Raw genomic sequence first — 13,957 nt, forward strand, 5'->3', positions numbered from 1 at the left:
AATAAAGGAGCTTCGAAACACGCAAAAAGCAGCCTGACTCACTTCACTTCAGGCGACAACTTCCTTGACAGCCACCGTAAAGGTCTTGCCTTGCGCCACAACCTGAAAAGACTTGTCGTAGTCATTGCCGCATGCGTCGCATTTCGCCATGGTGAACTCCTTTGAGCGGCTTCTTGTTGCTGCCATCATTTTCTTCTCCGAGCGGGTCGCGATCTTTGCGCTGGCGCAACTCCGGTGCACGTTGCATGTTGCGCCTGCGCTCGGCCGATCACAATGCCGATTACATCAGGTTACCGCGAATCCATGAGAAGCGTGGGGGTCATCGCATGGTCGCAGGTCAGCATTCGGCTCGTGTCAATTGAGAGGACGCCTCAGGCGTCACGTCGTCGGCTCCATGCTCGATTCACCAGCTTGCGCATTTCGCTGTACCACACGACCACGCTGGCCATCGCAGCGCACAGCAGCCACTGGTTGAACCCCAGCGGTACCGTGCCGAAGGCGAGATTGAGGAATTCGAGGTTGACGACCGCCACCTGCAGCAGCAGCGACAATGCGATCGCGCCCCAAAGCCACCGGTTGGTGAACAGGTGCGCGAACGCACTCGCCGTGTCCGAACGCGCGGTGAAGCAAGTGAACATACTGGTGAATACGAGCACCGTAAAGCCTGCGGTGCGGGCAGTAGCGAGATCGTATGTGCCCTCGATCAGCCCGCCAGGCAGGTAGATGTCGATCGTCAGCAGCGTCACCACGGCGATCACCATGCCAGTCTGGATCACATTCGCCCACATGCGGGCGTCAATCAACCGCTCGCTCATGTGCCGCGGCTTGCGGGACATGAGGTCGTCAGCGGGCGGGTCAACGCCAATCGCGAGCGCAGGCCCGGAGTCGGTGATCAGGTTGATCCACAGAATCTGCGTCGCGAGCAGCGGCAGCGCCACAGCGCCGCTGGCGCCCTTCAGCCCGATGACCCCCGCACCCACCACGCCCAAGAACACCGTCAGCACCTCTCCCATGTTCGATGACAGCAGGTAGCGCAGGAACTTGCGGATGTTGTCGACGATGCCGCGCCCTTCGCGCACAGCCTCGACAATCGTGGCGAAGTTGTCGTCGGCGAGGATCATCTTGGCCGCTTCCTTCGTCACCTCGGTCCCGGTCACCCCCATCGCGACGCCGATGTCGGCCGCCTTCAGCGCGGGTGCATCGTTGACACCGTCGCCGGTCATCGCGACGATGTTGCCGTCGGCCTGGAGCGCGTCGACGATGCGCAGCTTGTGCGCGGGCGACACCCGTGCGTAAACGGACGTCTTGCGCACTGCCTCGGCGAAGCCCGCGTCGTCGAGTGCGTCGAGCTCTGACCCCGTCAGCGCGGCGGCGCCAGCCTCCACTATTCCGAGATCCGCGGCGATGCGTGCGGCGGTGCGTGGGTGGTCGCCGGTAATCATGATCACCCGGATACCGGCCCGGCGAGCCTCGCGGATGGCCACCGCCACCTCCTCGCGCGGTGGGTCGATGATGCCCACGGTGCCCACGAACACGAGGTCGCGTTCGAGCGATTCCGTGGCTTGCGTGTCCTCGCCCGGAGCGAGGGGGCGGTAGGCCACGGCCAGCGTGCGCAGCGCCGCGTCGGAAAGCGTGTCGACATCTGCCAATAGCCGGGCCCGCCACGCATCGTCGAGATCGACCAGATCCGTCCCCACTCGAACCCGGGTACACCGTTCGAGCAGGACATCAGGAGCGCCCTTGGTGATCAACACGACGTCGTCATCGTGTTCGTGGTCGATCTCGATGGTCGACATGATCTTGCGCTCTGACGTGAACGGGATTTCGCCAATGCGCTCGAAACGCCGCTCGCGCCGCTCGGTGACGCCGAGCTTGCGCTCAGCCACCAGGAACGCCGCTTCAGTGGGGTCGCCATGGATCTCCCACTCGCCGTCAGCCCCCTGGCGCAGGTCGGCGTCGCTGGCCAGGCTGCCGCCGCTGAGTACCACGATGTTCTCATCGCGCAACGGTCCGGCTGGCAGTTCCGTGCCATCCTGTTTCACCCGTCCCAGAGGCGCGTACCCCACCCCGGTCACGTGGGTGCTGCCCGAGGCGGTCATTACCTGCACGATGGTCATTTCCGCGCGGGTCAGGGTGCCGGTCTTGTCCGAGGCGATGACCGAAGCGGAACCCAGGGTTTCCGCGGACGAAAGTTTCTTGACGATCGCGTTGTGCTTGACCATCCGTTGCACCCCCAGGGCGAGCACCACCGACAGGATCGCCGGCAACCCTTCGGGCACGGCCGCCACCGCCAGGGACACGCCGAGGAGCAGAACGGGAATGACATCGGCGGCGCTGCGGATGTCGGACATCAACAGGATGGTCCCCACCACCACGACGGCAATGATGACGACGGCGATACCGAGCATGCTCCCGATGCGTCCAATTTCTTTTTCCAGCGGTGTTGGCTCCTCCGCTGTGGCCTCGAGCATTTCTGCAATCGAGCCCATCTCGGTGTCCATCCCGGTCGCCGTCACCACGGCGCGACCCGTTCCCTGCGCAACGGCCGTGCCCTTGAAGACCATGTTGAGCCGGTCGCCGAGCGGCGCCGGTTCGCGCAACGTGGCGGCATCCTTAAGCACGGCTTCACTTTCGCCCGTCAGCGAGGCTTCCTGCACCCGCAGCGACGCGGCCTGAACCAAGCGCGCGTCCGCTCCGACCGAGTCACCCTCGCCGAGCACGAGCAAGTCGCCACGCACCAGCTCGGCGCTGGGCAATCGCAGCACCTCACCGTTACGCAGGACCGCAGAGGTCGCTGCGGTCATCCGAGCCAGCGCGGCGACGGCGTTCTGTGCCTTGGCTTCTTGCATAAAGCCCAGAACCCCATTGAAGAGGACCACGATCGTGATAACAATCGCATCCACAGGCCAGCCGTCCATGCCCTCGATGATCCAGGCGACGAGGGCGATGGCAATGGCGGCAAGCAACAGGTAGACCAGGGGATCACGAAAGTGCGACAAGAAGCGACGCCACGCGGGCTGCCGCGGGGCGGAGCGGAGTTCGTTGGGACCGTCTTGCGCGAGCCGGCGCGACGCCCCCTCGGAAGTGAGCCCGTTTTCGATGTCTGCGCCGAAAGCCCTTGCCACTTCGTCAGCATCCTTGACGGAAGGATCGTCAAGGCTGCCTGCCTTCGCCATGGCCGGCGGATGGGGTGGCGGCGGCGCGTCCGACGCCGAGTGGCCCGTGAGGTCGTCGAGTGCGAGAGCGACCGGCGCAGGCACGGCGGGTACTACGGGCGTTGAAGCGGAGGCCCGAGCCGCTCCCGGCGTTGGTGCTGCAGCCCGCTTTTGTGCGGGCTTATGTTCACTTACGTGCTTGGGTAAGGGTTCGTCTGCGGACTGACGCCCGCGTTGATGCACGATCACCTTAATATCTGCAACTTCTAGTCGGGTTTCGTCGTAGCGCACCGCGGCGTTTCTCGCAGCGTAATTCACCGTAGCGCTTGCAACCCCCGGAACATTGCGAATCCGCTTTTCTACTTCGTCCACCGTCAATACCGACAGCAGGTCGCGCACTTCAATGATGCTTGTTTTCATCGCACTTTCTCAAAAGGCGTCATGGGGCGTCATCTTTATTAAAAGCATTTGGATCCATGGCGTCATCATCACCGCAGTTTTTTGCGCCAGAATTCCCATGCGATTCCATGGAGTGCGCCAAACACAAAACCAGCGACGGTGAACAGCGCCAATCCCGTCAGGTAAGCGAGGGGACTGCCGGAGATTGGCAACGGACTGGCCGGCGCAAGTGCAGCAAGCAGCCCGAAGGGTGGAAACAGAACGTCGAAAATGGCGCACAAGGCATATGCAACGCTCATAGTCACCGTCAGCGAGAGCGCATTTACTTTCCAGGAGTCAGGTTTTAGTTCAGCGCCTATGGGCGCTGGAGATTTTGCGTTGGGATCGGCTTTTGGCGCAGCAGCTGCGGGCATTGAGGGCTTCGGGGCCGGCGCGACCGGCGACGGCTTTGGCGTTGCTGATGGCGGTGCGCTCGGCGTTGCTTTGCCCTGTTGTCCGTCCCCTGCACGAATAATCGGTGCGGCCATGGCGGCGGGGGCAGCTTTCGGGGTCGCAGGTTCCGGCATTGAAGGCTGTGCAATCGGGGCCGTTTTGTTCTGTTGTCCGTCTTCTGCGGGAACAGTCACCGGGGGCACGGCGGCGGCCGCGACAGTAGAAGTTTTTGGCATGGCGGATTCGGGCTTGGAAGCAGAGGCAGGCGCAATTTTCGGCGTCGGCACTGCATCAGGCTTGCGTGAGGGCTCGTGTTCGCTCACCTCGATGGATAAGGATTCGCCCGCGGGTTGATGCCCGCGTTGGTGCACGATCACCTTGATATCGGCGACTTCGAGTCGGGTTTCGTCGTAGCGTACTGTGGCGTTTCCCGCGGCGTAGTTCACTGTTGCGCTTTCGACACCCGGTACCCCGCCAATCCGCTTCTCCACTTCGTCCACAGCCAATACCGACAGCATGTCGTGCACTTCAATAACGCTCGTTTTCATCGCAACTTCCTTAATGGCTAAATGCCTGACGGAAACGTCTCAGGCGCCTCGCCGTCAATCCACACCTGGCCCACGTCCAGCGGCTCCACTGCGCTGGTTTCGTCGATGTGTATAACTGCATCGAACTGCTGGCCTAAGCGGGTGTAAAAATAATGACTTTGGCGTTCTGTGTCGGGCCGATAGATCACGCCGATGGCGCGCTGCAACCGCTGTGACGCCACGAGTGAGCGCAGCGCAGCGTCGTCGCGCAGGGGCAGCAGGAAGCGGGCAGTTCCAGCGTGATGGAATACGTCCTCCCAACTACCGGGCAAACCCTTGCGCACCCGCTTGCGCTGGGGCGGCTCGTGCCAGTTTGATGCGGCCGTGACCCATCCGCGGTGAGTGCTAAAGCCCACCAGCACCGCATCGTCCGCGTAGCGTTCGCGCACGAGTTGGCCCACATTCCATTCACCCCGCTCGCCCATTTCGGTGGCCGAGGCATCGCCCAGGTGCGAATTGTGCGCCCACAGGGCAATGCGCGGCGACGCGCCGGTTGTGGTCAAGTGATGGTCCAGCCCATACAGCGTCTCCGCCATGTGGCTGTCACGCAGATTCCAGGACGACACGCGCCCGTGAAACATGGTGCGGTAGTACTCTTCGGCGTTGCGCACCAGACGCGCGTTCTGCTGCGCATAAAAAGCTTCATCACGCTCCAGCCCGGACGTCAGTGACACTTCGGCGGCGCGGCGGTTCATTTCGCGTAGTTGCTGCACCACCTCGTCCTCGCAACTTGCCTTAAGGCCAAAGCTGGCGGCATAGCCATAGGCCTGGCTGTCCTCTGCTGCATGGTCGAAGCAGGCGTAGCGGTACCGTGCACGGCGCGCGGCTTGCGGATCCACCGTGTCAAGGTAGGTCAGCACTGCCTGGATGGAGGTAAACAGGCTGTAGAGGTCAAGCCCGTAAAAGCCCACCTGGCGTAGAGGGCTGAGGCCGGTATTGTGGTCGCGTAGCCACTCGACGAAATCGCGTACTACAGTGTTGCGCCACATCCAGGCGGGAAAGCGCTGGAAGCCCGATAGGGCGGCGTCGGCGTCGGCGTCATCCGACAGGCCGCGGACGTAGCGGTTGACGCGCCAGGCGTCGGGCCAGTCGGCTTCCACGGCAACGGCGGTAAAGCCCTTCTCGGTGATCAGGCGCTTGGTGATCTCTGCACGTTCGCGGTAAAACTCATGGGTGCCGTGCGACGCTTCGCCCAGCAGGGCAAAGCGCGCCTGGCCGATCAGGTTCAGCAGCCCGTCATACTGGCGTGCATCGCCGGCCAACGGCTGTAGGTGTTGTCGTAGACCTGCCAGCAAGGCGGTATTGCCGAGGTCCTGTTGGGTTTTCTGCGCGGCCATGATGAGTCCTTTCTCTCTATATTTACTTTGTATCCAGTCAATCGCCGGAAAGGCGGATGGCAATGGCGTGCTCACGCCGGGCTTCTTCCAGCAGCGCGCACACCTCGTTGTCGGTGGCTTGCGGAAACTCCTGGTACCACAGTCCAACGGCGCGAAACGGCTCGGGCGTCTCGGCACAAATTACTTCATCGGCCTGCTGGCGAAGGGCGGCGCAGGTGTCTCGCGCGCCCACCGGCACCGCCACGGTTACATGCAGGGGATGCTGCTGGCGAATCGCCAACACCGCAGCCTGCATGGTCGAACCCGTGGCCAGACCGTCATCCACCACGATGACTGGGCGGCCCCGAAGGGAAACTGCCGGACGCTGCTTGCGATAGAGTTGCTCGCGCCGAACCAGCTCGGCCTGTTCGCGCTCGACTACTGCCGCAATTGCCTCGGGACTGACGGTGAGGCCCGGCATTGGATTCATGACCTTCACGCCGCCGCTGGCGATGGCACCCATGGCGTACTCCTCGTGGCCAGGTACACCGAGCTTGCGCACCACAAAGATGTCTAAGGGCGCCCGCAACTCTCTAGCTACTTCGAACGCCACGGCAACGCCGCCGCGCGGCAGGGCTAGCACCAGCAAGCCTGCCCGACCGCGGTACTGCTCCAGGTGGGTGGCCAGTACCCGGCCAGCATGCCGTCGGTCGCGGAAGGGAAAATTGACGGCCGTCATGTTGTGTACCTCAGAGAAGTCAAGTGGGCGGTGAACCAGGACGAGGCCAGTTGCGCGACCTGCTCCAGCGCGCCCGCTTCCATGAGCAGGTGCGTGGCGCCGGGCACTAGGGCCAAACTCTTTTCGCAGCGCAGGTCCTCGAGGGCCTGCTGGTTGAGTTCGATCACCTCGTGGTCGGCACTACCGACGATGAGCAGTGTCGGCGCTGTCACGTTCGCCAGCGCCACCGGCCCGGCCAGGTCTGGCCGGCCTCCACGGGAGACCACGGCGGCGATTTTGTTGCTCAGCCGGGCGGCCGCAAGGGGCGTGGCCGCGCTACCGGTGCTGGCGCCGAAATAACCGATGGCGGCATGTTGCGATTCGGGTTGAGCAGCGGCCCAAGCGATAGCGTCCTGCATCCGTCGGGTTAGCAAGGAGATGTCGAAGCGGTGCTCGCGCGTGTTTAAGTCGGTCTGCTCTTCCTGCGCGGTTAGCAGGTCGAACAGCAGTGTGGCGATGCCGGCATGCTGAAGGCGCTGGGCTGCCTGCCGGTTTCTAGCTCTGTGGCGCCCACTACCGCTGCCGTGCGCGAACGACACTACGCCCTGGAACCCAGGGGGCGTCACCAGGTCGCCGTAGGGCCAAGTGTCACTAACGGGAATACGGACTTCGCGAGGGGTCAAGGCCGCGTATACGCTAGGCATGGTGTTCACCTCACAAACATACAGCTTGAAGGCGCAGGCGTGCCGTGTCCGTCAGACGGACCTGTTGCTGATGTAGGACAGGGCACCTCTTTTTTGGAAACAATGGTTGTACCGCGCGAGACGCGCGCTAGCGGCTGGCTAACGAGGATGTAATTCATCGCCACCAGGAAAAAGCGGGTGCTCGTAACGCCTCTCCAAATCCTCACCCTGACACAGGCCACTAATCCCTTCGTTGCCAAAGAAGCGGTAGGCTGCCATGGTGTCAGCCCAGTCGCCGCAGGCTTGAGGAATACTGGCCGTGGACTTGGCGTTTAAGCGCTCGATCAACCGGTTCGCGCGCCGATTGTGTCTGGGGTCTCCCAGATCAATGCTTTCAAATTCCGGGGCAGCCCAGCTGATTCATTTTCCTAGCTATGAAATTCATAGCTTACCTCATTGCCTGTTGGGGATTGTGTATAACGAAATGCCTTAACCCCCGTCAGGTTTGGTTGATGGTGGTGCTCATCTCCAGTGTCAGTCGCGCGGGCTACGTCGCGCTGCGCTTTGCCGGTCAGCGCTATGGCTTCGCGTTGCTAGGCGTGTTCGGCGGGCTGGCGTCAAGCACCGCAACGACGCTAGTTTACGCACGCCATAGCAAGGGTAACGAAGGTTTCAGCCGGCTTGCGGTGGTCGTGATTCTGCTCGTCAATCTGGTGGTGCTGGTAAGGCTCTCCATCGTCAGCGCGGTAGTCTCCCGGGCCATCTTGCCGCAACCGCTGCCGGTGCTGGCCAGCGGCCGGGTGCTCGGGCTGGGAGCGGCTGCTTACTGCTGGCACCAGTTGAGCCGGCAAAGCGAAGTGCCGATACCCGAAGTCAGCAACCCGACAGAGCTTCGCACCGCTGTGGGTTTCGGTGTGCTCTATGCGGTGATGCTGTTTTTTGCCGCCTGGTTATCGGGCATTGCCGGCAGCGGCGGCCTGTACGTGGTCTCGCTGGCAGGGGAATCCAGGCTGTGTGCAAAAACAACGGTGCCAAGCGGACTGCGGCGTGCCGGTTCGCACCGGCATGTCGATAGCGTCGTACGATGCGTGCTTTGAGTCGCCTGCTGGCGCAACCGGATCCTACGATGACCACTCGCCCCGACGACCCCTGGCTGACTCGTGAGCGCCTGTTGACGCTGGTGCTGGCGGGCGCGAGTGTCGTCGTCGGCTGGCTTTGTTGGCAGCTTGTGAAGCCCTTCGTTCCGGCGATCACCTGGGCGCTGGTGCTGACCGTGCTGGCCCATCCGCTGCACGAGCGCCTCCTCACAAAGCTCCAGAAGTGGCCTTCGATCTCCGCCGCACTGGCCGCGATCGCGGTCACACTGGCGATCGCTCTGCCGACGACGCTCCTCGTTCGGCAGATGGGAAGCGAGGCACCCGCCAGCATCGAGATCGCACGCAAACTCTTTGACACCGATCGCTGGAAGCTCGCGATCGAACGCTTTCCACAACTCGCACGAGTAAGCAAATGGATCGAGCGCGAGGTCGATCTTGACAAACAGGTGCAGCAGGTCAGCGACGAGGTGGCCAAGGGCGTGCCCGGGGCATTGCGACGAACGATGGACATCGCGATCACAGCGCTGGTCACGCTTTTCCTGCTGTTTTACTTCATTCGCGACAAGTACCGGATCCTGCGTGTTTTGGATCAGCTGGTTCCGCTTTCGCCGAGTGAGAACGAGCAGGTTCGCAACAACATCCGCGACACGCTCGGCGCCGTCGTGTTCGGCACGCTCGCCGTCGCGGTCGTGCAGGGGACACTCGGCGGGCTGATGTTCCTTTGGCTTGGCCTTCCGTCACCGATTATTTGGGGCGCGGTGATGGCGATACTCGCGATCCTTCCCCTGCTCGGAGCGGCGCTGATCTGGGTCCCCGTAGCCGCCTACCTGGCTATCAATGGCGATTGGCACAAAGCGCTGCTGCTCACGGCGTGGGGTACGTTGGTCGTCGGCCTGATCGACAACCTGCTCTATCCGCTACTGGTCAAGAACAGGCTGCGCATCCACACGGTGCCCGTCTTCATCAGTGTGCTCGGCGGGGTCTTTGCCTTCGGTGCGACTGGCTTCGTGCTGGGGCCGCTGGTACTCGCCGTGGCGATGGCGCTGATCGACATCTGGCGCCGCCGCATGGCACTCGGCGAAATCGAGGAAGGCGTCAATGAGCCGCGCACAAAGAAGTAATCTGGCGGCTCGTCGTCGCGTTGGTTGGCCGAGCTCGCCGGATGCGCAGCCTCGAGTCTGCTTCTACCCGCCGCGCGTTATCCGTCTCTTCTGAATATCGATGTCGATGACGCTTGTTACCACTATTGCCCCCCCGGTCGGACCATGTGGTACGGTTGAAATTCCTATCTTTGGGAACTAAGCGAACATCGCTACAGGTGCGTGGGTCGTCGTGTGCGACGACGGCAAGGAGCTGATCCTTAAGAACAGCGGTTCGCCTGCCGCGTTAAAGCTCGACACCAAGGAAGTGCACGAGCTCGCCAATGCGCCGACGCACCAGCAGGGTACCAACCAGCCCGGGCGGTGCATCAATCGTTCTGCAACGCACGCACCGCGGTCGAGCAGACCGATTGGCACGATGAAGCGGAGCGCGTTTTCGTCGATTCTTTGGCCCGCTGGCTCGACATGGCGATCGCGGCGGGAGAACCCAGCGATCTCATCATCTTCGGCGCGCCGCGCAGCGCGCTCTCGGCATGTTGTCAAGAAACAGGTTCGCTCGGCTTGCGGCAGCGCGCCGGACGAAATGCTATGGAACTTGTACCGATGCACCAATACCTGCAGCCTGCCGGCCGTGTCGTTACCGCAACTATTGGAGTATCCCACGCTGCACTCCGGCCGTCGGTGTAGGAAAGTGCCTTCCTGTGTCGGTAGAGCGCACCGACGATTGCGCGCGACCGACCATGGGCAACCAAGCCGGGCAGCCCGTGGGGACGAGCAGATGTTGCGTAAGCGCATTCTTACAGGAGAATCGGCAGGCGATGACTGCAACGAGCGCAAGCGCTGCGTAGCATAGGCTGAATGAATGCCTCAGTAAAATTTCCAATTTTTCTGGATGCCGCGCGCCGGGCTGTGCACCCTATAACCTCTCATGATCAAAGTGGAGACGGCGCCCAGGACCCACCGAGTTGTCCACCGTCGCCTCCGCTACCTTCGCCGCCGTCGCCGCCGTCGCCGCCGTCACCCGACAGGACGCCAGAGCCAATCCGTGATCCGCATCTCCCGGAGCATCCCGATCCGGTGCGAGAACCGCCTTCCGATAGGCCGCCGGTGGTCGTCAACATTCGCGCGAATCGAGGCCCGGCAGCGGCCTCGCTCATTCGCATTTCCCAGCCGTCTGCCCAAGGAGCCAACATGCCGCAAAAGTCTTGGAGCGCAAAGCGCGAACGCCAGTACGCGCACATCAAGGACAGCCTGCTCGAACGCGGCAAGGGAGAACAAGTCGCCGTGGAGATTGCGGCACGCACCGTCAACAAGGAGCGGGCACAACATGGCGAGTCCGAGCAGGCGAGCGCCTCGTCGATCAACGACATGTCGGCAAGCCGGCGCGGCGGTCTGCGATCGCATCAAGGTGCGGGTGGGCGCACGTTGGCTCAGCTTCGCAACGAGGCGACGCAACGCGCCGTGAAAGGCCGCTCCAGGATGAACAAGGCGCAGTTAGAACAGGCTCTGCAGCGCTGAGCGCGCCCGGCCGAAGTGACGCGAGCTGGTTCAGGCCCGTACGATCGAAGTACCCGCTGCGTCCAGTGCTCTTACGGTGCTCATGCAGATCCAGGGCAACCCCGAGATGCCTGATGCCAACCGATTTTGAATGTAAGCTCGCCGCCGCCTCCATCCCGCTCTCCCATGCGTGGGAGCACACGGTGGGCAGCGGTCGCGCGATGCTCGCGCTGCGCGCCGACTGGCGCGAGCAACTGCGCCGCGCCCACTTCGATCTGGGGCTTCGCCATGTCCGCTTTCATGGCATGCTCGACGACGACATGGGGACGCTGATCTGTCTGAACGATCAGCTTCACTATTCGTTCTTCAACATCGACAGCATCTTCGACTATCTTTTGTCGATCGGCATGCAGCCCTTCGCCGAACTGTCCTTCATGCCGGCCACTTTGGCCTCCGGCGATACGACGGTGTTCCGCTACCGCGGCAATGTCACGCCGCCCAGGGATCACCGGCAATGGGGCGCATTGATCGACAAGCTGGTGCGGCACTGGGTTGATCGCTACGGCGCGCGCGAGGTCAGTCAGTGGTGCCTGGAGGTCTGGAACGAGCCCAATCTCAAAGCCTTCTGGACCGGCGGCAAGAAGGGCTATTACGATCTTTACCGCACCACGGTGCAAGCGATCAAGAACATCGACCCGGGGCTCAAGGTCGGCGGTCCGTCGAGCGCGCAGAACGCCTGGATTCCCGAGTTCCTCGCCCATTGCGAGAAGCACAGGCTGCCGGTGGACTTCGTGAGCACGCACTACTACCCGACCGATGTATTCGGAAAGATCGGTGCGGACACCCTGACGCAGCTCGAGCATGCGCCGCGCGACGTGATGCGGCAGCGCGCCGAGGAAGCACACTCCCAGGCTCGCGGTCTGCCGCTCTACTACACCGAATGGAACATGAGTTCGAACCCGCGCGACCCGTTGCACGACCAGTCGTTCGCCGCCGCCTACGCGGCCAACATCGCGCTGTCAGTCGATCCGCTGGTGTCGGGCTACAGCTTCTGGACCTTCACCGACATCTTCGATGAGAAATATTTCCCCAGCGTGCCGTTCCACGGCGGCTTCGGTCTGTTGAATCTGCACGGCGTTCCCAAGCCGGTGTACCGCGCGTTCGAATTGCTGCATGGCCTGGGGAACTGTCTTTATCCGGTCCGAGGCAGCCACGACACGGTCGATGTTTGGGTCAGCGGAGGTGACGGTTGCGTGACGGTGTTCGTGACCAACTACGCCATGCCCCGCCACAAGATCGCCGCAGAGTCGGTGCGGGTGCGGCTCGTCGGTGCGCGGCGGCCGGTCTCGGCGCTGCTGTCGCGCATCGATGAAGACCACGCCAACCCGCGGCGCACCTGGCAGGAGATGGGCGAGCCGGACTATCCGAGCCCGCCCCAGGTCGAGACTTTGCACGCCGCGTCGGCGCTGCGCCCGCAGGTGCATCCGTTGCGCGTTGCCGAAGGCCGTATCGAGTTCGAACTCGTGATGCCGCCGCAATCGGTTGCCGCGCTGAAGATCGAGCTGACACGCTCGTAGGGCCACGGCATCCATGGAGCCAAATGACATCACGCCCAAACAGAACGAGCTGTTGAAAGCGCTGCAGCGCGACTCGTTCAACTACTTCGTTCACATGACGAACCTGGCCAACGGGCTTGTGTTCGACAAGTCGCGCGAGGGCTGGCCGGCGAGCATCGCCGCCGTCGGGTTCGCCCTGGCGGCCTATCCGGTCGGCGTCGAATGCGGCTTCATGGCGCGCGACGACGCGGTGCAACGGACGTTGGCGACGCTGCGTTTTTTTGCCACCGCGCCGCATGGTCCCGAACCCGATGCCACCGGATACAAAGGCTTCTACTATCACTTCCTCGACATGAACAGCGGCCGGCGCGCCAGGCACTCGGAGCTGTCCAGCGTGGACACCGCGTTCCTGCTGGTCGGCATGTTGGCCGCAGCCGCCTACTTTCAGCAGCAGACGGCGGAGGAAGACGAGATCCGCAAGCTCGCGGACGCCTTGTATCGAAAAGCCGACTGGCAATGGATGCAGAACGGCGAAGCCGCAGTGAGCCACGGCTGGACGCCCGAGAAGGGTTTTCTGCGGTACCGCTGGAAGGGCTACGACGAAGCGCTGATCATCTATCTGCTCGGACTCGGATCGCCTACCTACCCGCTGCCACAAGAGAGCTACAGCGCCTGGTCTTCTACCTACAGGTGGAAAAAAATCTACGGCATCGAGTTCCTCTACGCAGGACCGTTGTTCATCCATCAGCTCTCGCATGTGTGGGTCGACTTCCGCGGCATTCGAGACAAGTTCATGCGCGAGCACGATCTGGACTACTTCGAGAACAGCCGGCGTGCCACTTTCGTGCAGCAACAGTACGCAATCCGCAACCCGCGCAAGTTCGAACACTACGACGAATTCTGTTGGGGCATCACCTCGAGCGACGGTCCGGGTCCGAGCACCGTGTTGGTCGATGGCATCAAACGCGTGTTCTACGATTACATCGCCCGCGGCGCGCCCTACGGCCCCGACGATGGCACGCTGGCGCCGTGGGCGGTGGTCGCGTCGTTGCCGTTCGCGCCGGAGATCGTGCTGCCCACGATCCAGAACTATGAGCGCATGCAGTTGATGGAAGCCCAAGAGTACGGCTACAAGGCGACCTTCAACCCGACATTCCCGGTGGCGCAGCCAAAGCACGAATACGGCTGGGTCTCGCCGTATCACTTCGGGCTCAACGAGGGGCCGATCGTGATCATGATCGAGAACCATCGATCCGGATTCTTGTGGTCGCTGATGCGGCAATGCCCGTATCTGGCCACGGGCTTGCAGCGGGCAGGATTTACGGGCGGGTGGCTGTAATCATCCCATTACACACAGTCATCCATCGTTGAACTGTCGGGCATAACGGGCGCCCTCGACAAAGACGGCAATCTCCTG

At 62.6% G+C, this 13,957-nt stretch carries 11 protein-coding genes and 1 pseudogene; 6 read left to right on the top strand and 6 right to left on the bottom strand.

Features of this window, described 5'->3' with window-relative positions; all coding sequences use genetic code 11:
- Positions 1 to 371: 371 nt before the first annotated feature.
- The 6 genes from ACP7AD_RS17955 to ACP7AD_RS17980 all read right to left on the bottom strand — a co-directional run bounded on the left by ACP7AD_RS17955 (position 372) and on the right by ACP7AD_RS17980 (position 7,710).
- Positions 372 to 3,575: an HAD-IC family P-type ATPase gene (locus ACP7AD_RS17955; protein WP_426149121.1), complete on the bottom strand. Its 3,204-nt coding sequence runs from the start codon at positions 3,573 to 3,575 to the stop codon at positions 372 to 374.
- Between the two features lie 68 nt (positions 3,576 to 3,643).
- The gene (locus ACP7AD_RS17960) at positions 3,644 to 4,534 is read right to left on the bottom strand and encodes a cation transporter (protein ID WP_426149120.1); all 891 of its coding nucleotides are present in this window, start codon (positions 4,532 to 4,534) and stop codon (positions 3,644 to 3,646) included.
- 17 nt (positions 4,535 to 4,551) lie between these two features.
- Positions 4,552 to 5,910, bottom strand: coding sequence for an erythromycin esterase family protein (locus tag ACP7AD_RS17965; RefSeq protein WP_426149125.1), 1,359 nt, complete (start codon positions 5,908 to 5,910; stop codon positions 4,552 to 4,554).
- 37 nt (positions 5,911 to 5,947) lie between these two features.
- The gene (locus tag ACP7AD_RS17970; protein ID WP_426149119.1) at positions 5,948 to 6,628 is read right to left on the bottom strand and encodes a phosphoribosyltransferase; all 681 of its coding nucleotides are present in this window, start codon (positions 6,626 to 6,628) and stop codon (positions 5,948 to 5,950) included.
- Positions 6,625 to 7,290, bottom strand: a complete 666-nt coding sequence (locus ACP7AD_RS17975) for a dienelactone hydrolase family protein (protein WP_426149124.1) — start codon at positions 7,288 to 7,290, stop codon at positions 6,625 to 6,627. Before ACP7AD_RS17975 ends, ACP7AD_RS17970 begins: the two co-directional genes overlap by 4 nt.
- 159 nt (positions 7,291 to 7,449) lie before the next feature.
- Positions 7,450 to 7,710 (bottom strand): IS4/Tn5 family transposase DNA-binding protein, encoded by a 261-nt coding sequence (locus tag ACP7AD_RS17980; RefSeq protein ID WP_426149123.1) that lies wholly within the window; start codon positions 7,708 to 7,710, stop codon positions 7,450 to 7,452.
- Positions 7,711 to 7,802: 92 nt separating this feature from the next.
- Here ACP7AD_RS17980 and ACP7AD_RS17985 point away from each other — a divergent pair, with 92 nt between their 5' ends.
- From ACP7AD_RS17985 to ACP7AD_RS18010, 6 genes and pseudogenes are all read left to right on the top strand, one after another.
- A complete protein-coding gene (locus ACP7AD_RS17985; RefSeq protein WP_426149118.1) occupies positions 7,803 to 8,387 on the top strand; it encodes a DUF4010 domain-containing protein in 585 nt (194 codons plus the stop codon).
- A 29-nt stretch (positions 8,388 to 8,416) separates the two neighbouring features.
- Entirely contained in the window at positions 8,417 to 9,508 is a 1,092-nt protein-coding gene (locus tag ACP7AD_RS17990; RefSeq protein ID WP_426149117.1) for an AI-2E family transporter, read from the top strand.
- A 211-nt stretch (positions 9,509 to 9,719) separates the two neighbouring features.
- A pseudogene (locus tag ACP7AD_RS17995) lies at positions 9,720 to 10,174 on the top strand (host attachment protein).
- 504 nt (positions 10,175 to 10,678) lie between these two features.
- Positions 10,679 to 11,005 (top strand): plasmid stabilization protein, encoded by a 327-nt coding sequence (locus ACP7AD_RS18000; RefSeq protein WP_426149115.1) that lies wholly within the window; start codon positions 10,679 to 10,681, stop codon positions 11,003 to 11,005.
- A gap of 113 nt (positions 11,006 to 11,118) precedes the next feature.
- Positions 11,119 to 12,561, top strand: a complete 1,443-nt coding sequence (locus ACP7AD_RS18005) for a GH39 family glycosyl hydrolase (RefSeq protein ID WP_426149114.1) — start codon at positions 11,119 to 11,121, stop codon at positions 12,559 to 12,561.
- A gap of 13 nt (positions 12,562 to 12,574) precedes the next feature.
- The gene (locus tag ACP7AD_RS18010; RefSeq protein WP_426149113.1) at positions 12,575 to 13,879 is read left to right on the top strand and encodes a glucoamylase family protein; all 1,305 of its coding nucleotides are present in this window, start codon (positions 12,575 to 12,577) and stop codon (positions 13,877 to 13,879) included.
- Positions 13,880 to 13,957: the final 78 nt, after the last annotated feature.

Source organism: Polaromonas sp. DSP2-3-2b2 (genome assembly GCF_049895905.1).
GTDB lineage: Bacteria > Pseudomonadota > Gammaproteobacteria > Burkholderiales > Burkholderiaceae_C > Polaromonas.